Origin of the sequence: Rugamonas rivuli (assembly GCF_009380165.1) — a bacterium.
Lineage (GTDB): Bacteria > Pseudomonadota > Gammaproteobacteria > Burkholderiales > Burkholderiaceae_D > Rugamonas > Rugamonas rivuli.
This window is the reverse complement of sequence record NZ_WHUF01000008.1, coordinates 219,371-243,269: the sequence shown is the minus strand read 5'-3', so window position 1 is coordinate 243,269 and position 23,899 is coordinate 219,371. Positions and strand designations below refer to the sequence as shown.

21 protein-coding genes are annotated in these 23,899 nt (G+C 63.6%); 2 read left to right on the top strand and 19 right to left on the bottom strand.

What is annotated here, in order from left to right:
* Positions 1–12: 12 nt before the first annotated feature.
* The 7 genes from GEV01_RS26490 to GEV01_RS26460 all read right to left on the bottom strand — a co-directional run bounded on the left by GEV01_RS26490 (position 13) and on the right by GEV01_RS26460 (position 10,827).
* Complete coding sequence (locus GEV01_RS26490) at positions 13–1,134, bottom strand: ABC transporter ATP-binding protein (RefSeq protein ID WP_152808731.1); 1,122 nt, start codon at positions 1,132–1,134, stop codon at positions 13–15.
* 106 nt (positions 1,135–1,240) lie between these two features.
* Positions 1,241–2,611 carry a glutamine synthetase family protein gene (locus GEV01_RS26485; RefSeq protein WP_152808729.1) on the bottom strand — a complete coding sequence of 457 codons (1,371 nt, stop codon included), beginning with the start codon at positions 2,609–2,611 and terminating at the stop codon, positions 1,241–1,243.
* Positions 2,612–2,662: 51 nt separating this feature from the next.
* A complete protein-coding gene (locus GEV01_RS26480) occupies positions 2,663–5,386 on the bottom strand; it encodes a nitrate reductase (RefSeq protein ID WP_152808727.1) in 2,724 nt (907 codons plus the stop codon).
* Between the two features lie 18 nt (positions 5,387–5,404).
* The gene (locus GEV01_RS26475) at positions 5,405–6,619 is read right to left on the bottom strand and encodes an NAD(P)/FAD-dependent oxidoreductase (protein ID WP_328595629.1); all 1,215 of its coding nucleotides are present in this window, start codon (positions 6,617–6,619) and stop codon (positions 5,405–5,407) included.
* Positions 6,616–6,963, bottom strand: coding sequence for a nitrite reductase small subunit NirD (gene nirD, locus GEV01_RS26470; RefSeq protein WP_008452610.1), 348 nt, complete (start codon positions 6,961–6,963; stop codon positions 6,616–6,618). Before nirD ends, GEV01_RS26475 begins: the two co-directional genes overlap by 4 nt.
* A gap of 10 nt (positions 6,964–6,973) precedes the next feature.
* Positions 6,974–9,505, bottom strand: a complete 2,532-nt coding sequence (gene nirB, locus GEV01_RS26465) for a nitrite reductase large subunit NirB (RefSeq protein WP_152808725.1) — start codon at positions 9,503–9,505, stop codon at positions 6,974–6,976.
* A gap of 14 nt (positions 9,506–9,519) precedes the next feature.
* A complete protein-coding gene (locus tag GEV01_RS26460; RefSeq protein ID WP_008452614.1) occupies positions 9,520–10,827 on the bottom strand; it encodes an MFS transporter in 1,308 nt (435 codons plus the stop codon).
* Between the two features lie 342 nt (positions 10,828–11,169).
* Between GEV01_RS26460 and GEV01_RS26455 the strand changes: the two genes are divergently transcribed.
* Both GEV01_RS26455 and GEV01_RS26450 read left to right on the top strand, forming a co-directional pair.
* A complete protein-coding gene (locus GEV01_RS26455) occupies positions 11,170–12,117 on the top strand; it encodes an alpha/beta fold hydrolase (RefSeq protein WP_175023232.1) in 948 nt (315 codons plus the stop codon).
* 10 nt (positions 12,118–12,127) lie between these two features.
* Positions 12,128–12,952 (top strand): CHASE2 domain-containing protein, encoded by an 825-nt coding sequence (locus GEV01_RS26450; RefSeq protein ID WP_152808722.1) that lies wholly within the window; start codon positions 12,128–12,130, stop codon positions 12,950–12,952.
* Between the two features lie 29 nt (positions 12,953–12,981).
* On the opposite strand, the gene cobA is transcribed toward GEV01_RS26450, so the two are convergent.
* The 12 genes from cobA to dnaJ form a co-directional block, all read right to left on the bottom strand.
* A complete protein-coding gene (gene cobA, locus GEV01_RS26445; protein WP_175023230.1) occupies positions 12,982–13,737 on the bottom strand; it encodes a uroporphyrinogen-III C-methyltransferase in 756 nt (251 codons plus the stop codon).
* A gap of 10 nt (positions 13,738–13,747) precedes the next feature.
* Positions 13,748–14,419: a methyl-accepting chemotaxis protein gene (locus GEV01_RS26440; protein ID WP_152808718.1), complete on the bottom strand. Its 672-nt coding sequence runs from the start codon at positions 14,417–14,419 to the stop codon at positions 13,748–13,750.
* Positions 14,419–15,225, bottom strand: a complete 807-nt coding sequence (locus GEV01_RS26435; protein ID WP_152808716.1) for an ABC transporter ATP-binding protein — start codon at positions 15,223–15,225, stop codon at positions 14,419–14,421. The genes GEV01_RS26440 and GEV01_RS26435 overlap by 1 nt, the downstream gene beginning before the upstream one ends.
* Before the next feature lie 12 nt (positions 15,226–15,237).
* Entirely contained in the window at positions 15,238–16,122 is an 885-nt protein-coding gene (ntrB, locus tag GEV01_RS26430; protein ID WP_152808714.1) for a nitrate ABC transporter permease, read from the bottom strand.
* Positions 16,123–16,134: 12 nt separating this feature from the next.
* A complete protein-coding gene (locus tag GEV01_RS26425; RefSeq protein ID WP_152808712.1) occupies positions 16,135–17,391 on the bottom strand; it encodes a CmpA/NrtA family ABC transporter substrate-binding protein in 1,257 nt (418 codons plus the stop codon).
* 235 nt (positions 17,392–17,626) lie between these two features.
* Entirely contained in the window at positions 17,627–18,250 is a 624-nt protein-coding gene (locus GEV01_RS26420; protein WP_152808710.1) for an ANTAR domain-containing response regulator, read from the bottom strand.
* Positions 18,251–18,316: 66 nt separating this feature from the next.
* On the bottom strand, positions 18,317–19,189 hold the full coding sequence (locus GEV01_RS26415) for an ABC transporter permease (RefSeq protein ID WP_152808708.1): 873 nt from the start codon (positions 19,187–19,189) through the stop codon (positions 18,317–18,319).
* Positions 19,186–20,001 carry an ABC transporter ATP-binding protein gene (locus GEV01_RS26410; RefSeq protein ID WP_152808706.1) on the bottom strand — a complete coding sequence of 272 codons (816 nt, stop codon included), beginning with the start codon at positions 19,999–20,001 and terminating at the stop codon, positions 19,186–19,188. The genes GEV01_RS26415 and GEV01_RS26410 overlap by 4 nt, the downstream gene beginning before the upstream one ends.
* A 4-nt stretch (positions 20,002–20,005) precedes the next feature.
* Entirely contained in the window at positions 20,006–21,007 is a 1,002-nt protein-coding gene (locus tag GEV01_RS26405; protein WP_152808704.1) for an ABC transporter substrate-binding protein, read from the bottom strand.
* Positions 21,008–21,021: 14 nt separating this feature from the next.
* Positions 21,022–21,891 carry a TauD/TfdA dioxygenase family protein gene (locus GEV01_RS26400; protein WP_152808702.1) on the bottom strand — a complete coding sequence of 290 codons (870 nt, stop codon included), beginning with the start codon at positions 21,889–21,891 and terminating at the stop codon, positions 21,022–21,024.
* A 94-nt stretch (positions 21,892–21,985) separates the two neighbouring features.
* A complete protein-coding gene (gene can, locus GEV01_RS26395; protein WP_152808701.1) occupies positions 21,986–22,663 on the bottom strand; it encodes a carbonate dehydratase in 678 nt (225 codons plus the stop codon).
* A 102-nt stretch (positions 22,664–22,765) separates the two neighbouring features.
* Complete coding sequence (gene dnaJ, locus GEV01_RS26390; RefSeq protein ID WP_008452642.1) at positions 22,766–23,893, bottom strand: molecular chaperone DnaJ; 1,128 nt, start codon at positions 23,891–23,893, stop codon at positions 22,766–22,768.
* Positions 23,894–23,899: the final 6 nt, after the last annotated feature.

Sequence of the window (23,899 nt, the reverse complement as noted above, 5' to 3'; positions counted from 1 at the left end):
CTGCGCTCCGCCTTAGCTGGTCAGCACGACGACGTCGGCGCCGTCCCACCACGCGTAGACGCGCTGGTCGCGCTTGAGCGCCGATTCGTCATGGCGGGCCGCGTTGGTGCGCGAGACCTTCATCTCCATGCCGCTGTCGAGGCGCACATGGTACAGCGTCTCGTTGCCGAAGTAGGCCATGGCCGTGATCGTGCCCTGCACGCAGTTGTAGCCATCCTCGCTGGCGTTGGCGCGCTGCGCCGCCGTCGGCGCCTCTGCCTGTACGGCGATCTTCTCGGGACGTACGGCCACCGACACCGCCATGCCCATCGTGCCGGTAATGCCGTGAGTGACGTAGTGGCGGCCTTCCGGCGTTTCGATGATGACGTGGTCCGGCTCATCGACCGCCACGCTGCCGTTGAACATATTGACGCTGCCGATGAAGTCCGCGACGAAGCGGCAGTTCGGCGTTTCGTAGATTTCGCCCGGCGCGCCCACTTGCAGGATGCGGCCTTCGCTCATCACCGCGATGCGGGTCGCCATGCTCATGGCTTCGTCCTGGTCGTGCGTCACCATCACGCAGGTGACGCCCACTTCCTCGATGATGCCGACCAGTTCCATCTGCGTGCGTTCGCGCAGCTTCTTGTCCAGGGCGCCCAGCGGCTCGTCCAGCAGCAGCAACTGCGGGCGCTTGGCCAGGCTGCGCGCCAGCGCCACGCGCTGCTGCTGGCCGCCGGACAGCTGGTGCGGCTTGCGCTTGCCGTAGGCGGTCAGCTGCACCAGCGCCAGCATCTGCTCCACGCGGGCGGCGATTTCGTCCTTCGGCAGGCCGTCGCGGCGCAGGCCGAAGGCGATGTTGTCCCACACCGTCAGGTGCGGGAACAGCGCGTACGACTGGAACATCATGTTGATCGGGCGCTCGTACGGCGGCACGCCGACGATGTCCTTGCCGCCCAGCGTGATCTGGCCCTGGGTCGGCGTTTCGAAACCGGCCAGCATGCGCAGCAGCGTGGACTTGCCGCAGCCGGAACTACCCAGCAGCGCAAAGATCTCGCCCTTGTTGATCGCCACCGACACATCGTTGACGGCGCGGACGCCGTCGAATTCCTTAACCAGGTTGCGGATCAGCAGGAAGGGTTCTCGCTCTTGGGTCATGTTATTAAAATATAAATGATATTAATAATATTACGGGAAAACCCGTGAAAATAGGCCGCCCACAGGGCCGCGCGCTTGGTCGAACCCGTGATTATAAATCACGCAATCACACATGCAACAGCAGGTGCTCCCGCTCCCACGGGCTGATGACGGTCATGAACTCCTGGTGCTCCAGTTCCTTGATCGCCGTGTAGACGTCGATGAAGCGCTCGCCCAGCACATCGCGCAGCCGGTCCTCGCGCCGCAGCAGCTCCAGCGCCTGCGGCAGCCCTTGCGGCAGCTCGAACAGATGGTCGTAGGCGCTGCCGGTGGTCATGGGCGTCGGCTCCAGCTGGTCCACCAGGCCGAGATAGCCGCAGGCCAGCGTCACCGCCATCGCCAGGTAGGGATTGGCATCGGCGCCGATGATGCGGTTTTCCACCCGGCGCTGCTCGACGCCCGATATCGGAATGCGGAAGCCCACAGTGCGGTTATCGATGCCCCACTGGATGTTGATCGGCGCGGCCGTGTGGCGCACGATGCGGCGATAGGAATTCACATACGGCGCCATGATCGCCATCACCGCCGGCGTGTAGCGCTGCAGGCCGCCGATGTAGTGGCGGAAGTGCGCCGACGGCGAACCGTCCGCCGCGCTGAAAATATTGCGGCCGGTGGCGGCGTCGCTCACGCTCTGGTGCACATGCATCGCCGATCCCGGCTCGCCCGCCATCGGCTTGGCCATGAAGGTCGCGTACATATCGTGCTTGAGCGCCGCCTCGCGCAAGGTGCGCTTGAAGTAGAAGACGTTGTCGGCCAGGGCCAGCGGGTCGCCGTGCTGGAAGTTCAGGCCCATCTGGCCGGCGCCGGTTTCGTGGATCAGCGTATCGACATCAAGATTCATCAGCGCGCAGTAGTCGTAGATGTCCTCGAACAGCGGGTCGAATTCGTTGACGGCGTCGATGCTGTAGACCTGGCGGCTGGTCTCGGCGCGGCCGCTGCGGCCCACCGGCGCCTTCAGCGGCAGGTCGGGATCGATGTTCTTCTCGGTCAGGTAGAACTCCAGCTCCGGCCCCACCACCGGCGTCCAGCCGCGTTCCGCGTACAGCTTGAGCACGCGCCGCAGCACCGAGCGCGGAGCGAAATCGACCAGCGTGCCGTCGGCGAAATAGCAATCGTGGATGACTTGCGCGGTCGGGTCGATGGCCCAGGGGACTTTGGTGATGCTGCCGGGGTCCGCGCGCAGGATCATGTCGCGGTCTGTTGAAGAGATGGCGCGGTCGTAGGCCGCGTTCTCGGTCGGGTAGTTGCCGGTGACGGTCATGCCCAGCACCGCCTCGGGGATGCGCATGCCGCGCTCCTGGGTGAATTTGGCGCGCGGCAGGATCTTCCCGCGCGCCACGCCCGTCAAGTCGGGCACCAGGCATTCGATTTCAGTGACGCGATTCTCGTTGAGCCACTGATCCATATCGGCATCGGAGAAATTTTCACGGATAGACATGTTCGCTCTCTGTGGTCATGATCAAGCGATCGATAGTCTAATTTACCATGTTTACAACCTTTCTTCCTCTACCTCCACGCGGGTTTGCACAAGAATTTTCTTGATCTCCGGGACGCAGGAACCGCAGTTGCCGCCCGCTTTCAGACAGGCCGTCACTTCGGGCACCGTCTTCAGGTCTTTTTCGATGATGGCGTTGCAGATGGTGTTGCGGCCTACGCCGAAGCAGGAACACACCGTCGGCCCGGTATCGGCGCCCTTCTCCACCGGCATGCCGACCAGCAGGCCAACGCGATCGATTTCGCTGAGCTCCGGCTTGACGAACAGGCTGGCCAGCCACGCGCGCGACGGCATGTCCTGGCGCGGCGACAAGAAGATGCATTGCTCGATGCGGTCGTTCACCACATGCACGGCGCGGTACACGCCGGCGGTGCGGTCTTCGTATTCGAGCCAGTCCGCATCCAGATCCTGCACGCCCAGCAGCGTGCGCGCCCAGTCGCTGAAGTCCTTGATGGTGTTGCGGCCGGCCAGTTCGTAACGGGCGAACTCGCGGCCCTGTATCCGCGTCCAGTGGGCCACGCTGTCGAGGCTCATCTCGGTGCGGCTGAGGATAAAGCCATGCCAGTTCACGCGGAACTGCTCGATGCGCACCGGCGTGTGCTTGAATTCCGGCTCGCCGGAAACCGGATCGACCACCGGATTGACCAGCGCGCCGACACGGGCGTCGGACGAGGTCTGGCCCGACCAGTGGATGGGAATGAACACGCTGCCGCGCGGGATGCCGCCGCCGTGCTGCACGCGCGCCACCATTGCGCCCCACTCGGAGCTGACGCGCGCCAGTTCCCCCTCGCGCACGCCGTGCAGCAGCGCGTCCTGCGGGTGGATGTCGACGAAGGACTCGGCGATGTGATCGGCCAGCGTTGCGGATTTGCCGGTGCGCGTCATCGTATGCCACTGGTCGCGCACGCGGCCGGTGTTGAGCGTCAGCGGGAAATCCTCGCTGACGGCGTTGGCCGGCGCACGCGTGGCGGTGGCGATGAAGCGCGCCTTGCCGTCGGCGTGGGCGTAGACATTGTCCTTGAACAGGCGGGCTTCCGTTTGCAGCTCGCCGGAGGCGGTGCGGCGCACCGGCCATTGGGTCGGTTCCAGTTCGTCGTACTCGCGCTGATTCAGCCCGGCCAGGCCGGACATGTCGAACGCGCGCGGCACGTCGCCGACCGCGTTGCGGAAGCCGCTCAAACGCGCATGTTCGTCGAATACGCCGTGGGCGCCGCAGAAATCGAAGCCGCCATAGCCCATGCGCTGCGCGAACAGCGACAGGATTTTCCAGTCCGGCAGCGCCTCGCCGGGCGCGGGCAGGAAGGCGCGCTGGCGCGAGATGCGGCGCTCGGAGTTGGTGACGGTGCCGTCCTTCTCGCCCCAGCCCAGCGCGGGCAGCAGCACGTCGGCGTAGGCGTTGGTGTCGGTGTTCTGCATGATGTCGGTGGCGACCACCAGCTCGCACTTTTCCAGCGCGCGGCGCACCTGGTCCGCGTCCGGCAGGCTGACCAGCGGATTGGTGGCGATCACCCACACCGCCTTGACGGTGCCCGCCTCGATGGCGCGGAACAGGTCGACCGCCTTCAGGCCAGGCTTGCCGGCGATGGCTGGCGAATCCCAGAAAGTCTGCACCACGTCGCGATGGTCGGCGCGGTCCAGGTCCATGTGCGCGGCCAGCATATTGGCCAGACCGCCCACTTCGCGGCCGCCCATGGCGTTGGGCTGGCCGGTGATCGAGAACGGCCCCATGCCCGGCTTGCCGATACGGCCGCCGATCAGGTGGCAGTTGATGATGGCGTTGACCTTGTCGGTGCCGGCCGACGATTGATTGACGCCCATCGAGAACGCGGTGATGGTCTTGCGCGTGGCGGCGAAGGATTCGTAGAACTCCATCAGCACCGGCAGTTCGATGCGGCAGATCTTCGCCACGGCGGCGGGATCGCTGCAATCGACGTTGGCCGTCTCCAGCGCCGCATCCAGGCCGTTGGTATGCTGGCCCACGAAGGCAGGATCGACCGCGCCGATGCGCGCCAGGTAGCTCAGCAGGCCGTTGAACAGCCACACGTCCGTGCCCGCCTTGACCGGCAGGTGCAGGTCGGCCAGTTCGCAGGTGGCGGTGCGGCGCGGATCGATGACGACGATCTTCATCTCAGGCCGGCTCTCCTTGGCCTTGAGGATGCGCTGGAACAGGATGGGATGACACCAAGCGGTGTTGGAACCGACCAGCACCACCATGTCGGCCAGTTCCAGGTCGTCGTAACACAGCGGCACAAGGTCTTCGCCGAAAGCGCGCTTGTAGCCGGCCACCGCCGACGACATGCACAGCCGCGAGTTGGTGTCGATGTTGGCGCTGCCGACATAGCCCTTCATCAGTTTGTTGGCGACGTAGTAGTCCTCGGTCAGCAGCTGGCCGGAGACGTACAGCGCCACCGCGTCCGGCCCATGCTCGGCGATGATGGAGCGCCATGTGCCGGCCACCCTGTCCAGCGCATCGTCCCACGATACGCGCCGCAGGCCGCCGGCATCGCGCACCTGTGGATACAGCAAACGGCCTTCCAGGCCCACAGTCTCGCCCAGGGCGGAACCCTTAACGCACAGGCGGCCCTTGTTAGCCGGGTGCAGCTTGTCGCCGGCGATGGCTATCGTGCCGTCGGCCTTGGGCGTCGCCTGCACGCCGCAGCCTACGCCGCAATAGGCGCATGTGGTGCGTACTGCCAGATGGTCGGTGGACAGGTTCAAGATGCTTGCTCGCTCAAATCATGCGGCGCGCGCGGAAAGCGCTTCGCCAAACAACAGGTTTTGCCGGATCGGCGTAATGTCGGTACGGTTCTGGATCAGGTTGAAGTACCACGGGCCGTCCTTGACGTCGCCATACAGCACGGCGCCGGTGACGCGGCCATCCCTCAGCACCAGGCGCTTGTAGACGCCGCGCCGCGCATCGCGCAGCACCAGGTCTTCGCTGCCTTCACCGCCGACGAAGTCGCCGACCGAGTACAGGTCCACGCCGGTCACTTTCAGCCGGGTCGGCGATGTCTGCTGCACGTAACGGCGCACGCCGGCGCCGGCCAGGTGCGCGCCGCAGACGCGCGCCTGGTCCCAGATCGGCGCCACCAGCCCGAAAGTGGCGCTGCGGTGCTGCACGCATTCGCCCACCGCATACACGCGTGGGTCGTAGGTTTGCAGCGTATCGTCCACGACGATGGCGCGTTCGCAGTGCAGGCCGGCCGACTTGGCCAGGTCGATATTGGGGCGCACACCGGCGGTCATTACCACCAGGTCCGCAGGGATTTCGCTGTCGTCCTTGAAGCGCACCGCGCGCACGCGGTCGGGGCCGACGATTTCGGCGGTCTGCGCGTTCATCATGAACTTCAGGCCCTTCGCTTCCAGCGCCTTTTGCAGCAGCAGCGCTGCCGGTTTGTCGAGCTGCTGGTTCATCAGCGCGTCGGTGACGTGGACTACGGTGACGGACATGCCCTGCCGTTGCAGGCCGTTGGCCGCTTCAAGGCCCAGCAGGCCGCCGCCGATCACCACCGCGTGGCGGTGATTGCGCGCCATCGCCAGCATGCTCTCCACATCCTGGATATCGCGGAAGGCCAGCACGCCGGGCAGCTGATGGCCGGGAACCGGAATGATGAAGGGCTTGGATCCGGTGGCGATCAACAGGCGGTCGTAGCGTACTTCCAGGCCGGAGCGGGCGCGCACAATGCGCTTGCGGCGGTCGATGTGTTCGACCGGATCGCCCGCATGCAGCGTGATGCCGTGCTGGACGTACCATTCGCGGGTGTTGAGCATGATGTCGTCCATACTCTTCTCGCCCGCCAGTACAGGCGACAGCAGGATGCGATTGTAGTTACCGTGTGGCTCGGCGCCGAACACGGTGATGTCGTACATGTCCGGCGCAAGCTTGTGCAGCTCCTCGACCGTGCGCATGCCGGCCATGCCGTTACCGATCACGACCAGCGCGGGTTTCACAGGCCTACCCACACTTTGCCGCCGTCGATGCGGGCGGGATAGGTGCCGACCGAATGTTCCGGCGCTTCCAGGCACTCGCCCGTTTGCAGGTCGAAGTGCTGCTTGTAGATCGGCGAGGCGACCACGATGCGCTCGCCCAGGTTGCCCACCAATCCGCGCGACAGCACGGACGCTTCGGAATTCGGATCGTAGTTATCGATGGCGAACACGCGCGCACTGCCGTCGTCCACATGGAACACGGCGACCTGCTGCTTGTTCAACAGGGCGCACACGCCGGTGTTGGGCACGATGTCGTCCAGGTTGCAGACGGCGATCCAGTTATCGGTTTGAATATCGCGATGCATAATCTTCTCCTCAAGCTGCCTTGACTGCGATCGGAATCACGCGCTTGCGCTCTTCCACTGTGGCCGGACGAATCTGGCCGCGTTCTTCCATGAACAGCACGTTCTCGTCGCCCTTCTCGCTGTTGACGAAGTGGCGGAAGCGCTTGCGGGTTTCCGGATTCTCGACAGCTTCCTTCCACTCGCACGCGTAGGTGTCGACGACGTGCTGCATATCGGCTTCCAGCTCGGCGGCGATGCCCAGCTTGTCGTTGACGACGACCTGCTTCAGGTAATCCAGGCCGCCTTCGAGGTTCTCGCGCCATACGCTGGTGCGTTGAAGGCGGTCGCCGGTGCGGGTGTAGAACATCAGGAAGCGGTCGATGTACCGGACCAGAGTGGCCTTGTCCAGGTCCGTCGCCAGCAGCTCGGCGTGGCGCGGCTTCATGCCGCCATTGCCGCACACGTAGAGGTTCCAGCCTTTTTCGGTGGCGATCACGCCCACGTCCTTGCCCTGCGCCTCGGCGCACTCGCGGGTGCAGCCGGATACACCGAACTTGATTTTGTGCGGTGTGCGCAGGCCCTTGTAGCGGTTTTCCAGTTCGATCGCCAGGCCGATGGAGTCATCGACGCCGTAGCGGCACCAGGTCGAGCCGACGCAGGACTTCACCGTGCGCAGCGACTTGCCGTAAGCGTGGCCGGATTCGAAACCGGCGGCGATCAGCTCTTCCCAGATCAGCGGCAGCTGCTCGACGCGGGCGCCGAACAAATCGACTCGGGCGCCGCCGGTGATCTTGGTGTACAGCTGGTACTTCTTGGCGACCATGCCGACCGCGATCAGGCCATCGGCCGTCACTTCGCCGCCCGGCATGCGCGGCACCACCGAGTAGGTGCCGTCCTTCTGGATATTGCCGAGGAAGTAGTCGTTGGTGTCCTGCAGGCTGGCGTGTTCCTTCTTCAGCACGAAGTCGTTCCACACCGACGCCAGGATGCTGGCCGCCAGCGGTTTGCAGACGTCGCAACCAAGGCCCTTGCCGTGCTTGGCCAGCAGATCGCCGAAGCTCTTGATCTGGCCGACTTTAATCAGGTGGAACAGCTCCTGACGCGAATACGCGAAGTGTTCGCAGACGTGGTTGTTGACGGCCATGCCGAGCTTCTTCATCTCGGCCTTCATCACCTGCGTCACCAGCGGCACGCAGCCGCCGCAGGAGGTCCCGGCGTTGGTGCAGCTTTTCAGTTCGCCGATGGTGGTAGCGCCGCCGGCAACCGCGGCGCACAGCGCGCCTTTCGACACGTCGTTGCAGGAGCAGATCTGCGCGCCTTCCGGCAGCGCATCCACACCCAGGCCTGGCTTGGCCGCGCCGTCCGATTGCGGCAGGATCAGGAACTCCGGCGATTCCGGCAGTTCGATTTTGTTCAACATCATTTGCAGCAGCGTGCCGTATTCGCTGGCGTCGCCCACCATCACGCCGCCCAGCAGGTACTTGCCGCAATCGGAGACGACGATCTTCTTGTAGATCTGTTTGCGCTCGTCGGTGAACTGGTAGGAACGGCTGCCTTCGACCTTGCCGTGCGGGTCGCCGATGCTGGCCACGTCCACGCCCATCAGTTTCAGCTTGGTGCTCATGTCGGCGCCGGCGAATTCCGCCGCTTCGCCCAGCATGTGCTTGGCCGCGACGCGCGCCATCTCGTAGCCCGGCGCCACCAGGCCGAAGATCAAGCCGCCCCACAGCGCGCATTCGCCGATGGCGTAGACGTCCGGGTCGGAGGTGACGCAGTTGTTGTTGATCTCGATGCCGCCGCGCGGGCCGATGGTCAGGCCGCTCTCGCGGGCCAGCATGTCGCGTGGGCGGATACCGGCCGAGAAGACGATCATGTCCGCATCCAGGTGGCCACCGTCGGCGAACTCCATGCGGTGCGTGCCGTCGACACCGTCGACGATGGCGGTGGTGTTCTTACCCGTGTGGACGGTCACGCCCAGCTCTTCGATTTTACGGCGCAGCACGCGCGCGCCGCCGTCGTCCACCTGCACCGCCATCAGGCGCGGCGAGAATTCGACCACGTGCGTGTCCAGCTTCATGTCGCGCAGGGCCTTGGCGCATTCGAGGCCCAGCAGGCCGCCGCCGATGACGACGCCGGTCTTGGAGCGCTGGCCGCATTCGAGCATCGCTTCCAGGTCTTCGATGGTGCGGTAGACGAAGCAGTCCTTGCGTTCCTTGCCCGGCAGCGGCGGCACGAAGGGGAAGGAGCCGGTGGCGATCACCAGCTTGTCGTAGTCCAGCACATTGCCGTCGGCGGTGGTGACGGTCTTGCGGGCGGTGTCGATGCCGGTGGCGCGGGTGTTCAGGCGCAGCACCATGTCGTCGCGGTCGAAGAAGCCCGGCTTCACCAGCGACAGGTCTTCCGCCGATTTACCGGAGAAGAATTCGGACAGGTGCACGCGGTCGTACGCGGGGCGCGGTTCTTCGCACAGCACCGTCACCTGAAGATTGGCGGCGCCGCTGTTGGCCAGGCTCTCCAGGAACTTGTGGCCGACCATGCCGTGACCGATAACGATAATTTTCATGATGCGTTTTCCTCTTAAGCTGCCAGCTTGGATGCGATGGCGGTTTCTTCGACGGCGCTGCTGCTGAAGCGGGCCGCCAGCGCGCACAGCGCGGATGCGGCGACGACGATGCCCAGGATGCTCAACGTCTGCTGCGTGTTGCCCAGGCCTTTCATCAGGAAGCCCGCAGCGACGGCGCCGACGTTGCCACCGGCGCCGATGATGCCGGCCACGCCGCCCAGGGCGCGCTTGTCGACGAAAGGCACGATGGCGTAGGTCGCGCCGCAGGCCATGTGGGTGAACAGGCCAAACACCAGCATGGCGCCGATGGCCAGTGCGGCAGTGCCGGCGTTGGCGAACATCAGCAGGCCGGCGCCTTCGCCCAGCATCAGCACGAACAGCAGCGTGACGCGGTTATTCAGGTTGCCGATGGCGGCGAATTTGTCCGACACCCAGCCGCCCAACGCACGGGCGAACAACGCCAGCAGGCCGAAGCTGCCCGCCGCCATGCCGGCTTGGGCCAGCGTCAGCTTGAAGTGGTCGACGTAGTAGATGGCGGCGATGTTGTGGATGAAGATCTCGATGCCGAAGCAGGCGCCGTAAGTGATGAACAGCAGCCATACGCGGTAATTGGCGGAGGCCAGTTTGAAGCTCTCCCAGCCACCTTTCTTTGCCCCCCCATCGATGGCGATACCTGCTGCGCGCAGTTCGCTGAAGTTCCCTTGCGGGCAGTCCTGCGTGTAGCGGTAGTAGACGCCTGCCATGACGATCATCAGCACGCCCGGTACGATCAGCGCTGCGCGCCAGCCAAAGCCCTCGCTCACGCCCAGCATGACCATGGCGGTCATCAGCAGCGGCATCACGGCCTGCGCCACGCCGCCGCCCGCATTGCCCCAGCCAGCGGCTGCCGCGTTGGCGGTGCCCACCACTTTAGGCGCGAACATCACCGAGGTGTGGTACTGCGTGATGACGAAGCTGGCGCCGGCCGCGCCGATACCGAGGCGGAAGAACAGGAAGCTCTCGTAGCTCTGCGCGAAGGCGACGCCGATCACCGGGATGGAACCCAGCAGCAGCAAGCCCGTATAGGTTTTGCGCGGGCCGAAGTGGTCGCACAGCGGGCCGACCACCAGCCGCACGAGGATGGTGATGGCGACGGCTGCGATGTTGATGTTGGCGATCTGTGCGACGCTCAGGCCGAATTCCCCTTTAATCACCGGCATCAGCGGCGCGCAGGCGAACCAGGCGAAGAAGCAGACGAAGAACGCCATCCAGGTCAAGTGGAACGCCCGCATCTGAGGCGTTGAGATCGAGAAGAGCTTGATGCTGGTAGCTTTGGTGGCCATTTTTTATCCCGTTCAGAAAACAAAAAGGCGTCCGCGCAGCCACGATCACCTAAGACCGGGTTGGGCGGACGCCGTTGTCCTGCCAACCCGTCTTTGGGTCGGCGTATGTATTCGGGGGGATCGCCGTTGATCCCTTAGCCTCTGTATTGCAAGAGGCGTGCCAGAGCGGATTGGAGGCTGCTACAGAGGGGAAGCGCCGCGCAGCGCGTGGGCTGCGCGGCCATCATGCTATGTTGCGGTGCACGATTGCACGCTATCGGTGCGCGCTGGCGGTGCAGGCAGTGTAACCCGTCAGCCGCCGATTTGTTGACGATATCTTAATGCTGACATATGCTGGCGCCCATGACCTTACGCCATTCTCTCTGCGTCGCTGCGCTGTCAGCCGGCGCCGCCCTGTTGGCCACATCCGCGTTTGCCGCACGCGTGCTGGATGAGGCGACGATCCAGATCGACGGACAAGCGCGCCGTTACTATCATCTGCACAATGCCGGGGACAGTGGGCGCGCGACGCCCATCGTGCTGCTCAGCGGATCGGGCTGCAAGGACTTCGGCAGCCGCGTGCAGTTCTTCTTCGAGCGCTACCCGTCGCCGGTGGATGTCTACTTCCTCGAAAAGATCGGCATCCAGAAAGGTGCGGATGGCCAGGCCTGTTCCGAGGCCTACAATCAGGCGGATACCTTGGAGCGCCGAGTAAACGACACCCTGGCGTTCATCGGCCAGGAGCCGGCTTTGAAGGCGCTGGGCACACGCAGCCTGGCGATACTGGGCTTCTCCGAAGGCGGGACAGTCGCGCCGCTGGTCGCCTCGCGCAGCCCGAAGATAGGCTGGCTCGCCACCGGTGGTAGCGGTGGACTGCCGCAGAGCGAAGTATTCCTGATCTTCGCCGACCGTGGCGTAGAGCCCTACGCCAAGCCGTTTTCACGCGAGATCTTCCTGAAGACCTATGCCGCGATCAAGGCCGATCCGCAAAGCCTGGACAAGGAATTCTTCGGTCATCCATATCGTTACTGGAACTCGCACCTGTTCTACGATCCGCTGACCACCTACGCCAAATTGGACATCCCGATCATCGCCGCCATGGGCGAGAAGGACGACAGCGAGGCGATCGAATCCGGACGAGCCTTGCGCGACTACTTCGCGCGCCACCCGGAAAAGAATTTCACCTTCATCGAATACCCCAACGCCGGCCACGCGCTTCAGGCGCCGGACAAGGCTAACCTCCAGGATTTCATCGGCGGCCTCGCAAAATGGTTCAAAGGCGAATCGAGCCAGTTCATTCAGGCGCAATGACGACCTCCGAATGAACATTCTGTTCTCGATACGATTAGTTGCCTGGGTTTTCATTGCGGCTGCCGTACCAGCAACCGCATGGTGCGCTTCATTCGATGAGGACTTTGCCGTTGTCTTCATTGATGCGAAAACCGAAGCGAAGTTCGGCGCCATTCCGCTCGATAGAGGCACTTTGGCTGATGGGATTAATGCCATCGCCAATGCGGGCGCCAAAGCCATCGTAGTGAAGTTTTTCCTGGACCAACCAAAGGACGAGAAAACTGACATGCGTTTGGCCCGCGCATTGTCGCGTGTCCCGACAGTTCTGCAAGCCCGTTTGGCCGATAGAGAAAATAGTTCCAATCCGCTTGACGCCAGATTCTCCATTTCTGGCCAGTTTAACGTTGCGGCTACTGGTGCGCGCGGGTGGATTCCGCTGCCTCTGTTTGCAAAACAGGCCGCCGACGTGGGATTCGTCGACTTCAATTCCGCGCTTGTGCCTACGGTAGAACAGTATCAGTCGCGCATCGTGAAATCGCTAGTCCTCTGTGCCATAGAAATGGCCGCAGGTCGGAAAGCCATTCTCAGTGCGGAGCGTCAAATACAGATAGGCTCACATATCATCAAGGTCGATGACAAGAATCAGGCTTCCGCGATATCGATTCATCCGCAGTCGATCCGCAGCGTGTCTTTCATGTCCGCGCTGGATGGCAGCGCAAGGGCGGAAATGAAGAACAAGGTGGTGATCCTCGCATATGATGGACCACACATCGATACGCTCACGGTGGGAACGGAATCCATAGGAACGCACCGGTATTTCGTCAGCATCCTGAAGTCGATATATGACGCGAAGTGAACCAGCCCCCAGATGCAGCTTGCTCAGCGTCAGGCACTGACGCGCATTGGTGCAATGAGCGTCTGCCAATCGTCCGCGCAGCGCACCACGTCGCCAACGACGATGATGCTTGGGCTGCCTAGGCCGCTGTCGCGCAGAGCCTGCGGCAGTTGGCCCAGCGTCGTAAGTAGCTGCCGCTGGTTGTCGCGCGTGGCTGACTGCACTACCGCCACCGGCGTATCGGCCGCCGCGCCGCCTGCCAGCAGGCCGGCCTGGATCGCGTCCACCCTGGCCACGCCCATGTAGATCACCAGCGTCAGGCCGCTCTGCGCCAGCGCTTTCCATTCCGGCTCAGATGCCTCGTCCTTGCCATGGCCTGTGACGAAGGTGACGCCCTGGCTCCACGAACGATGCGTCAGCGGTATGCCTATGCTGGACGGCGCGGCCAGGCCGCTGCTGATGCCCGGCACCACATCGACCTCGATGCCATGCGCGCGCAGCGATGCGCGTTCCTCGCCACCCCGGCCGAACATATACGGATCGCCGCCCTTGAGCCGTACCACGCGATGCCCCGCCCTCGCCTCGGCGATCATCAGCCGCTCGATGAATTCCTGCGGCGTGGATGCGCAGCCGCCACGCTTGCCCACCTGGATCACGCGCGCGGTCGATGGCGCAAAGGAGAGTATCTCCGGGTTGACCAGATCGTCGATCAGCACCACGTCGGCGCACTCGATGGCGCGGACGGCCTTTAACGTCAACAGTTCCGGGTCGCCGGGACCGGCGCCTACCAGGGTTACGCTGCTCATCATGTTCTCCTTATCCTGCGGCGGCCAGCGCCGCGCTGACCATTTCGTCGATCTCGCCGGTGATGTTGGACAGTACACCCGCCACCACCGAAAATTCCTTGCCCGCTTGCCCCGCCCGCGCCGCGACGATGCGTGCATTGAACGCCACCATGCGCGCCTGGCGATTGATCGTATCGATATCGGTGATCACGCCGCGCAGCTGCTTGCGCACCAGACGTGCATTCTTCTTCGCCTGCTCTTCGTAGATGCCGGTGATGGTGTTGAGGATCGCCAGCGTCGGCGTGGTGATGCGAACCAGCTCCGCCAGCAGCTCGCCGGCCTGCGACGAGCCCTGCACGATCGCCTTCAAGGTACGCTCGCCAAGGTCGGCGAAGGCGACGATCTGCCGGTCGCCATCCGGCTTGCCGAAGTAGGCGTCGTGCAGTTCGGGGCAGAACACGCCCGGCAAGCCATCCGCCTCGGCCAGCAGGGACTTGTGCGCGCCCCGGAACAGCGCCAGCGCTTCCTGCGCGGTGGCCGCGCCATCGGCATGCCCTTGCGACGCCAGCAGCGCATACAACACAATGCGCTGCGACGTGAAGCGGCGACGGCCCGACAGATTGATCAACGCCCCGAACACTTCGCCGGTCAGCGGCTTCTTTGAGGCGCCGTCCGGCGCCATGGGTGGCGTGGTCATATCCATCAGGCGGCTTCCTTCGCGGGATGCGCCTGTTTGCGGTACAGGAACTCCAGCACCGCCGTGCGGTACGCCATGTAGCGCGCATCCTGCGCCAGCGCCACGCGGTCGCGTGGACGCTCCAGCTGCACATCGACGATCTCGCCGATGGTGGCGGCCGGGCCGTTGGTCATCATGACGATGCGGTCGGACAGCAGCACCGCTTCGTCCACATCGTGCGTCACCATCACCACCGTCGAACTGGTGGCGGCGACGATCTTCAGCAACTCGTCCTGCAAGTGCGCGCGGGTCAGCGCATCCAATGCGCCAAAGGGCTCGTCCATCAGCAGCACTTTCGGCTCCATCGCCAATGCACGGGCGATGCCGACGCGCTGCTTCATGCCGCCCGAGATTTCATGCGGACGCTTGGCCTCCGCCGCCGTCAGGCCAACCAGCGCCAATGCCTGCATGGTGCGCTCCCGCAGCTGGTTGCGCGATTCGGTCTTGCCGAACACCCGCTCCACGCCGAGGAAGATGTTTTCATAACAGGTCAGCCACGGCAGCAGCGAGTGGTTCTGGAACACCACCGAGCGCTCCGGCGACGGCCCGGCGATCTCGCGGTTGGCGCATAACAGCACGCCGTCCGTGGGCTTGAGCAGGCCGGCGATCAGGTTCAGCAAGGTCGATTTGCCGCAACCCGAGTGGCCGATCAGCGTAATGAATTCGCCCTTGCGCACCGTCAGGTCGATCTCGCGCAGCGCGTGGAACACGCCCTTCCGGGTATGGAACACCATCTCCACGCCTTCGATGTCGATGAATTTTGGCTCGTCCATGATCGCAGTCCTTTAGTTGGATACTTGTTCGTAGGTGAAGGCGCGGGCCAGCGCCATCAGCGCCTGTTCCAGCAGCAGCCCGACCACGCCGATGGCGACGATGGCGATGATGATGTGCGGGACATTGAGGTTGTTCCATTCGTCCCACACCCAGAAGCCGATACCCACGCCGCCGGTCAGCATCTCCGCCGCGACGATCACCAGCCACGCGGTGCCGATCGACAGCCGCACGCCGGTCAGGATGTAAGGCAGCGCCGACGGCAGCAGGATCTTGGTCAGCACCTTCCACTCCGACAGGTTCAGCACCTTGGCCACGTTCATGTAATCCTGCGGCACGCGCTGCACGCCGACGGCGGTGTTGATGATCATCGGCCAGATCGAGCAGATGAAGATCGACCATATCGCCGCAGGGTTCGCGGACTTGAACACCAGCAGCCCGATAGGCAGCCAGGCCAGCGGCGATACAGGCTTGAGCAGGCTGATAATCGGCCCGAACATGCTGCCGACGAACTGCACGCGGCCGATCAGGAATCCCAGCGGAATGCCAACCAACGCCGCAAGCCCGAACCCCACCGCCACGCGCTGCAAGGACGCGAGGATGTTCCAGCCTATGCCCTGATCGTTCGGGCTTTTGCTGTAGAACGGATCGGAGAACAGCTTGACCGCTTCCTGCAAAGTCGCCAGCGGTGTGGGGAAGGCGCTGTTCTTGATGGTGATGATCTGCCAGACCAGCACCAGCAGCGCAGCCCCCAGCAAGGGCGCGACGATCTTCATCGCGGTGGCGGACACCTGCTGCCGCACGCGCGCCGTGGAATTGGCGGCGAGCGGGCGGCGTGGACGGCGGATCGGCGCCGCTGCTACCGGTTCGGCGCTATCGGGTTTGAGCATGGCGTTCATGGCATTCCTTTATCAGGCTTTGATCTTGAACGAGGCGGCGAACGCTTTCGGGTTCTTGCCGTCCCATACGGAACCATCCATCATCTTCGACGTGCGCAGCGGGCTTTTAGGTACCGGCGTCTTGGTCATCGCCGCCGCATCCTTGTACAAATCGATCTGGTTGACCGAGGTGGCGACGGCCAGGTAATCCGGGTCTTCCTTCAGCAGGCCCCAGCGGCGGTGCTGCGTCATGAACCACATGCCGTCCGACAGGTAAGGGAAGTTGACCGCGCCGTCGTTATAGAACTTCATGTGGTCGGGATCGTCCCAGGTCTTGCCCAGGCCATTCTGGTAGCGGCCCATGATGCGCTGGTCGATCGCGTCCTTGCTGGTGTTGACGTAGGATTTGTCGGCGATAACCTCGGCCATCTTGTTCTTGTTGGCCAGCGAGGAGTCGATCCATTTGCCGGCGTCGAGAATGGCGGCCATCATCGCGCGGCAGGTGTTCGGATACTTCTTGGCGAATTCCAGCGTCGAGCCGAGCACCTTCTCGGGATGGTCCTTCCAGATGTCCTGGGTGGTGGTGGCGGTGATGCCCACGCCGTCCATGATGGCGCGGTGGCCCCAAGGTTCGCCCACGCAGAAGCCGTCCATGTTCCCGACCCGCATATTGGCCACCATCTGCGGCGGCGGCACGGTGATGACCTTGGCGTCCTTCATCGGATTGATGCCGTTCGCGGCCAGCCAGTAGTAGAGCCACATCGCGTGGGTGCCGGTCGGGAAGGTCTGGGCGAAGGTGTATTCGCGTTTGTCGGTCTGCATCAGCTTTGCCAGCGACGGGCCATCGACGGCGCCCTTGTCGGACAGCTTCTTCGACAGCGTGATGGCCTGGCCGTTGTTGTTAAGGCTCATGAGCACCGCCATGTCCTTTTTCTGGCCGCCTATGCCCATCTGCACGCCGTAAAGCAAGCCATATAGCACATGGGCTGCATCGAGATCACCGTTGGCCAGCTTGTCGCGCACACCGGCCCAGGAGGCCTCTTTGCTCAGCACGAATTTGACGCCGTATTTTTTATCGAAGCCCAGCACCGACGCCATCACCACCGAGGCGCAATCGGTCAGCGGAATGAAGCCGATCTTGATTTCTTCCTTCTCCGGCTTGTCCGAACCCGCCGCCCATACGCCACCCGTCGACAAACCCAGCATGCTTCCTCCCGCTATAAGACCTGCGCTTTGAATGATTTGTCGGCGCTTGGTATCGACGCCGGCTTGTTGTTCTTCGTATTCCATCGCAAATCTCCAAAAAAAAAGCCTACCCACATGAACGCATTCATGTCTGGTAGACGTCGTTGTCTGGCGTACCCCACCGCCGTTGGCAGGGTGCATCGGCGCGTCATTGCGCTTGCCTACAGACAATGCAATGTCTGTGCCAGCCGGTGTTTCAGAGTGGGAAGGAGATGCGATGCGGTGCCGCTGCACAAAAAAAACGCACCGCGATTGTGCGATGCGTCATTTTGGACAGGAATCAGCCCAGTAAATCTTCGACGTCGATGATGCGCTGGGCCACCTCGGACAGCTTGAGGTTTTTGCTCATGGCCATGCTGCGCAGCTTTTGGTAGGCCTGCTCTTCGCTGAAACGTTGGCGCTCCATTAACAGGCCTTTGGCGCGCTCGATGATCTTGCGCTCGGCCAGCTTGCTCTTGGTGTCGGACAGTTCGTCCAGCAGCTTCTGCTCGCGTTTGAAGCGTGCCAGCGCCACTTGCAGCACCGGTTTGATGCGGTCGCTCTGCAAGCCGGCCACGATGTAGGCCGATACGCCGGCCGCCATGGCGGCCTCCATGCTCTCGGTGTCGTCGCTCTCGGTGAACATGACGATGGGGCGGCGCTCGTCGCGGGTGGCGATGACGATGTGCTCCAGCACGTCGCGCGCGTCGGATTCGGCGTCGACGATGATCATGTCGGGCTGGAGTTGGGCGATGCGCTCGGGCAGGTACATGTCCGGCGGCAGCGAGGCGATGATGTCGTAGCCGGCTTCCAGCAGGCCGATGCGCAATGCGCGCGCGCGTTCGGCCTGCGCGAGCAGGGAGGCGTCATCCTCGTCGCCGGCGTGGATGATGGTGTTGACGACCACTATGCGTAAATGTCTCATGACTCTTCTACAAGCAAGAATCAAACCATTCTACGGCACAAGCTCGTCTGTCTGCCAGACTCTCCGTTATTTCTGCATGCCCCAGCGGCGTATCGTCAGGCTTTCCAGTGGACGGAAAACCACGTTCTCCACCAGCAGGCCGATCAGGATGACGGCGGCCAGGCCGGCGAATACCTTGTCGGTATAGAGCTCGTTGCGGTTCTGGAAGATGTACCAGCCCAGACCGCCCTGCCCGGCCGTGGTGCCGAATACCAGCTCGGCGGCGATCAGCGTGCGCCAGGCGAAGGCCCAGCCTATCTTCAAGCCGGAGAGGATGGATGGCAGTGCGGCCGGCACCAGGATGTGCAGCACCAGCCGCAGGCCGCGCAGGCCGTAGTTGCGGCCGGCCATGCGCAGGGTGTCGGGCACGCTCTGGAAGCCGGCATAGGCGCCCAGCGCCAGCGGCCACAAGACGGCGTGCACGATGACGAATATCAGGCTGGCGCGGCCCAGGCCGAACCACAGCAGCGCCAGCGGCAGCAGCGCGATGGCTGGCAGGGGGTTGAACATGGAGGTGAGCGTTTCCAGCAGGTCGCGGCCGATGCGGGTGGATGCAGCCAGCGCGGTCAGGACGAAGGCGGCCAGCACGCCGACTGCATAGCCTTGCAGCAGGATGGCCAGCGAGGCGCGCACGCGGTCGAGCAGTTCGCCGCTGGCGATGCCGGCGATGAAGGCTTGTGCGGTTTGCAGGAAGGTTGGCAGCAGCAGGTCGTTGTCGGTCCAGACGGCGGCGGCTTGCCACACGGCGGCCAGCAGGAGCAGGATGAAGGACTTGCGCAGCCAGGCCTGCTGCCATGCGCGCTGCAGCGGCGGCGCGGCGACGGCCAACGTGCGCGGCGCGTGGTCGGAAGGGATGTATTCGTATTCCTGGCGGATCGGCGGATCGAGCAGCAAACTCATAGCGCGACGCTCCGGTCCAGCGGCTTCGCGATGACAGGCGCGTCGAACAGCAGGCTGTGGATGCGTTGTGCGGCGGCCTGGAACTCGGCGCTGCCGGCGCTGCGCAGGTCGAACTGGTGGCTGTTCAACTCCGCCCTCACCTGCCCCGGATGCGGCGACAGCAGCAGGATGCGGTTACCCACCACCAGCGCCTCCTCGATCGAGTGCGTGACGAACAGCAGCGTAAAGCGCAGCTCTTCCCACAAGCGTCCCAGCTCCTCCTGCATATTGCGCCGCGTGAGCGCATCCAGCGCGGCAAAGGGTTCGTCCATCAGCAGCACTTCCGGCTGCATGGCGAGCGCACGCGCGATGGCCACGCGCTGCTTCATCCCGCCGGACAGAGTATGCGGATGAGCGTTCTCAAAGCCGCCCAGGCCCACCTTGGCGATCCAGTGCATCGCCCGCTCCTCGGCCTCATGACGACGCAAGCGCTTCGTCATCAGCAGCGGGAACATCACGTTCTCCTTCACCGTCTTCCACGGCGGCAGCTGGTCGAACTCCTGGAACACCACGATGCGGTCCGGTCCCGGTCCCGTCACGGCGGCGCCATCGATACTGATGCTGCCTGCGCTGGGCGTCAGAAATCCGGCAGCGGCTTTCAACAGCGAAGACTTGCCGCAGCCGGAAGGCCCCAGCAGCACAAAGCGGTCGCCCCGGTACACGTCGAAGCTGACGTCATGCGTGGCCCGCGTGCCGCCATATTCGAGGCTCACGCCGCTGGCCTTCAACAAAGGCGCAACCGCACCAACGGGACGCACGACTTGCAGTGTCATGATCTCATCCGCCCTGGGTGATGACAGGGTCGTCGAAGAAGTAGTCGCGCCAGCTGGCCGGCTGCTTCTTGATCGCGCCGACGCGGTACAGGAACTGCGACAGCCCGTAGGTATTCTGCGGCTCCACGCTGAACTGCACCTGCGGATTCTTGATAATCTTCAGCAGCAGGTTGCGATCCACCTTGCTCTTGCTGACGCGGATGTACGCATCGGCCGCGCCCTCCGGATTGCTGCTGGCGTATTTGGCCGCCTCCGCCAGCGCGGCGGTGAAGGCACGATAAGTCTTCGGATTCTCGTTGCGGAACTTCTCGGTCGCATACAGCACGGTGGCCGAACTCGGGCCGCCCAGCACATCGTAGGAATTCAAAATGATGTGCGCGTTCGGATTGCCGGCCAGCTCCTGCTCCTGGAACGGCGGGTTGCCGAAGTGGCCGTTGATCTCCGTACCGCCAGCAATGACGGCCGCCGTTGCATCCGGGTGCGGCAAGGTCTGGGTGAATTTATCCAGCCGCGCAAAGTCCTTCTCGCCCCACTGCTTGGCCGCCGCGTACTGCAAAATGCGCGACTGCACCGACACCGTCACCGCCGGCAGCGCGATGCGGTCCTTCTCCGTCAGGTCGGCGATGGACTTCACCTTCGGGTTATTGCTGACCAGGTAGTAGGGGAAGCTGCCCAGCGACGCCACGCCCTTCACGTTCTGCTTGCCCGAGGTGCGGTCCCACACCGTCAGCAGCGGACCAACGCCGGCGCCGGCGATGTCGATGGCGCCGGACAGCAGCGCATCGTTGACGGCCGAGCCGCCGGACAACTGCGTCCATTCGACCTTCACATCCACGCCGTTCTTGCGGCCCTGCTTTTCGATCAGCTGCTGGTCCTGCGCAATGTTCAGCAGCAGGTAGACCACGCCGAACTGCTCGACGATGCGAATGCGCCCCTCGGCCTGCGCGGCGGTGGCGAAGCTGAGCGCGAGGGCGGCGGCGATCACGCGGGAAGTCAATCTGGACATGGGTTTCCTTGAAATTAGAAAGGCGTGTCGCCTTCGATGGTGGTGCGATACAGCTTGCGGCGCAGATGGTCCGGCGTGCCGCCGGCCAGGTGCATCAGCGAGCGGTTATCCCAGAACACCAGGTCGTGCGGCGCCCAGCGATGGCGGTACACATGCTCCGGCAGCACGCTGTGCGCAAACAGCTCGACCAGCAGCGCGCGGCTTTCATCCGGCGGGATGCCGACGATGCGCGTGGTGAAATGCTCGCTGACGAACAGCGCCTTGCGGCCCGTCTCCGGGTGCGTACGCACCACCGGATGCATGACCGGGCGCACTTCGGCGATCTGCTCCGGCGTCAGCGGCGGGCGGTAGGGATTGCGGCGGCGTAGTTCCTCGTACTGCGTCAGGTAGCTGTGCTCCGCGCGCGCGCCCTGCACCGCGAAGCGCAAGGCCGCAGGCAAGGTGTCCCAGGCCAGGTGCATATTGGCGAACAGCGTATCGCCGCCTTCGGCCGGCAACTCCTGCGCGTGCAGCATCGAGCCCAGGCTGGGCGTCTCTTTGTACGACAAATCGGAATGCCAGAAGTGGCCGGCGTCGCCAAGGCCGATCGGCTTGCCGTCTTCGATGATGTTGGAGATGACCAGCACTTCGGGATTCGAAGCCAGCTGGAAGTTGCGCAGCACGTGGATTTGCAGCCGGCCGAAACGGCGGCTGAAATCGACCTGCTGCTGCGGCGTGATGCGCTGGTCGCGGAACACCAGCAGGTGGTGCTCCAGATGCGCCTTGTGGATGCGGTCGAACGCCCGTGGGGACAAGGGATGGTTCAGGTCCAGTCCCAGGATCTCCGCGCCGAGCGGCGCGTCGAACAGTTCGATGTCAAAAACGGGTTGGAGAACGGCAGACATGGCACACGCCCAGTGAATGAGTATGTGCCCAGTCTATGCCGCTTCCCTTATTTAGAAAACGAAGCTTACCTGATATCGATATGTGAAATCTTTATCAGCCCTGGTCCGCTTCGTACTCGCTCAGACGCTTGGCCACGCGTGGCGCCAGTTCGTGGGCGGCGGTGACGGTCATTTCCAGATCGTGCAGCTTGCCGTCCTTCAGGCCGTAGACCCAGCCGTGCACCGTGACGTTCTGGCCGCGGTCCCATGCGTCCTGCACGATGGTGGTCTGGCAGACGTTGGACACCTGCTCGACCACGTTCAGCTCGCACATGCGTTCCGCGCGCAGCTTGCTGGTCAACACGTCGCCGAGGTAGCGCTCATGCTTCTGGTGCACGTCCTGCACGTGGCGCAGCCAGTTGTCGGCCAGGCCGACGCGGGTGCCGGTCATGGCAGCGTGCACGCCCTTGCAGCCGTAGTGGCCGACGATGATGACGTGCTTGACCTTCAACACATCGATCGCGAACTGCAGCACCGACAGCGCGTTCAAGTCCGAGTGCACCACCACGTTGGCGATATTGCGGTGAACGAAAACGTCGCCCGGGGCCAGGCCCAGCAGCTCATTCGCCGGCACGCGGCTGTCCGAGCAGCCTATCCACAGGTATTCCGGCGACGCTTGCTGCGCCAGGCGGTTGAAGAAGTCGGGATCGCGCTCGACTTCGGATTCGGCCCAGCGGCGGTTGTTTGCCAACAGGTCGCGCAACGGGGAATTGCTGTTGTCCAGATCACTCATGATGCTCCTCTCGTACATAAGAAGACCGCCGGTCCGCCCGAAAAGGGTGGCGCGGCGGTCCGATATTACCAAGACTGCATGACGTCGCAGTTACTTAAACCTCTACTCAAAAAAGTCTTTCACCTTGTCGCGCCAGGTCTTGCTTTGCGGGCTGTGCTTGGCGCCGCCCTCGGTGGTGAGCTTTTCGAAATCGCGCAGCATGTCCTTCTGCTTCTCGGTCAGCTTGACCGGGGTCTCGACCGCCACGTGGCAGAACAGATCGCCCGCGAAGCCGGAACGCACGCCCTTGATGCCCTTGCCCTTGAGGCGGAAGGTCTTGCCCGACTGGGTGCCTTCAGGGATCGTGAACGATACTTTACCAGACAAAGTCGGAACCTCGATGTCGCCGCCCAACGCCGCCTTGGCGAAGGAGATCGGCATTTCGCAGTGCAGGTCGTCGCCTTCGCGCTGGAACACCGAGTGCGGCTTGATGTGGATTTCCACATACAGGTCGCCCGATGGTCCGCCGTTGGTGCCCGGTTCGCCGTTGCCGGACGAGCGGATACGCATGCCGTTGTCGATACCGACAGGGATCTTCACTTCCAGCGTCTTGTTGCGCTTGATGCGGCCCTGGCCGGCGCAGGCTGCGCATGGCTCGGGGATGATCTTGCCGGTGCCGTGGCATTTCGGGCAGGTCTGCTGGATGCTGAAGAAGCCCTGCTGCATGCGTACCTGGCCGTGGCCGGCGCAGGTCGAGCACGTGACCGGCGAGGTGCCGGGCTTGGCGCCCGAACCGTGGCAGGTGTCGCACTTGTCCCAGGACGGCACGCGGATGGTGGTGTCGAAGCCGTGGGCGGCCTGTTCCAGCGTGATCTCCAGGTTGTAGCGCAGGTCGGCGCCGCGGTACACCTGCGGGCCTTGGCCGCGGCCGCGTCCACCGCCGAAGATGTCGCCGAAGATGTCGCCGAAGGCGTCGCCGAAACCGCCGGCGCCGCCGCCGAAGCCACCGCCGCCACCCATGTTCGGATCGACGCCGGCGTGACCATAACGGTCATACGCTTCGCGCTTCTCCGGATTGGTCAGCATCTCGTAGGCTTCTTTGACTTCCTTGAATTTTTCTTCCGACTCTTTGCTATCCGGATTGCGGTCCGGATGGTACTTCATCGCCAGTTTGCGATAAGACTTCTTGATCTCGTCTTCCGACGCATTTTTTGCGACACCAAGTGTCTCGTAGAAATCTCGCTTTGCCATATTGTC

Coding starts and splice junctions, on each gene's coding strand:
- GEV01_RS26490 (WP_152808731.1), bottom strand. CDS start 1,134: ATGACCCAAGAGCGAGAACCCTTCCTGCTGATCCGCAACCTGGTTAAG.
- GEV01_RS26485 (WP_152808729.1), bottom strand. CDS start 2,611: ATGTCTATCCGTGAAAATTTCTCCGATGCCGATATGGATCAGTGGCTC.
- nirD (WP_008452610.1), bottom strand. CDS start 6,963: ATGCATCGCGATATTCAAACCGATAACTGGATCGCCGTCTGCAACCTG.
- nirB (WP_152808725.1), bottom strand. CDS start 9,505: ATGAAAATTATCGTTATCGGTCACGGCATGGTCGGCCACAAGTTCCTG.
- GEV01_RS26460 (WP_008452614.1), bottom strand. CDS start 10,827: ATGGCCACCAAAGCTACCAGCATCAAGCTCTTCTCGATCTCAACGCCT.
- GEV01_RS26455 (WP_175023232.1), top strand. CDS start 11,170: ATGACCTTACGCCATTCTCTCTGCGTCGCTGCGCTGTCAGCCGGCGCC.
- GEV01_RS26450 (WP_152808722.1), top strand. CDS start 12,128: ATGAACATTCTGTTCTCGATACGATTAGTTGCCTGGGTTTTCATTGCG.
- cobA (WP_175023230.1), bottom strand. CDS start 13,737: ATGAGCAGCGTAACCCTGGTAGGCGCCGGTCCCGGCGACCCGGAACTG.
- GEV01_RS26440 (WP_152808718.1), bottom strand. CDS start 14,419: ATGGATATGACCACGCCACCCATGGCGCCGGACGGCGCCTCAAAGAAG.
- GEV01_RS26435 (WP_152808716.1), bottom strand. CDS start 15,225: ATGGACGAGCCAAAATTCATCGACATCGAAGGCGTGGAGATGGTGTTC.
- ntrB (WP_152808714.1), bottom strand. CDS start 16,122: ATGAACGCCATGCTCAAACCCGATAGCGCCGAACCGGTAGCAGCGGCG.
- GEV01_RS26425 (WP_152808712.1), bottom strand. CDS start 17,391: ATGGAATACGAAGAACAACAAGCCGGCGTCGATACCAAGCGCCGACAA.
- GEV01_RS26420 (WP_152808710.1), bottom strand. CDS start 18,250: ATGAGACATTTACGCATAGTGGTCGTCAACACCATCATCCACGCCGGC.
- GEV01_RS26415 (WP_152808708.1), bottom strand. CDS start 19,189: ATGAGTTTGCTGCTCGATCCGCCGATCCGCCAGGAATACGAATACATC.
- GEV01_RS26410 (WP_152808706.1), bottom strand. CDS start 20,001: ATGACACTGCAAGTCGTGCGTCCCGTTGGTGCGGTTGCGCCTTTGTTG.
- GEV01_RS26405 (WP_152808704.1), bottom strand. CDS start 21,007: ATGTCCAGATTGACTTCCCGCGTGATCGCCGCCGCCCTCGCGCTCAGC.
- GEV01_RS26400 (WP_152808702.1), bottom strand. CDS start 21,891: ATGTCTGCCGTTCTCCAACCCGTTTTTGACATCGAACTGTTCGACGCG.
- can (WP_152808701.1), bottom strand. CDS start 22,663: ATGAGTGATCTGGACAACAGCAATTCCCCGTTGCGCGACCTGTTGGCA.
- dnaJ (WP_008452642.1), bottom strand. CDS start 23,893: ATGGCAAAGCGAGATTTCTACGAGACACTTGGTGTCGCAAAAAATGCG.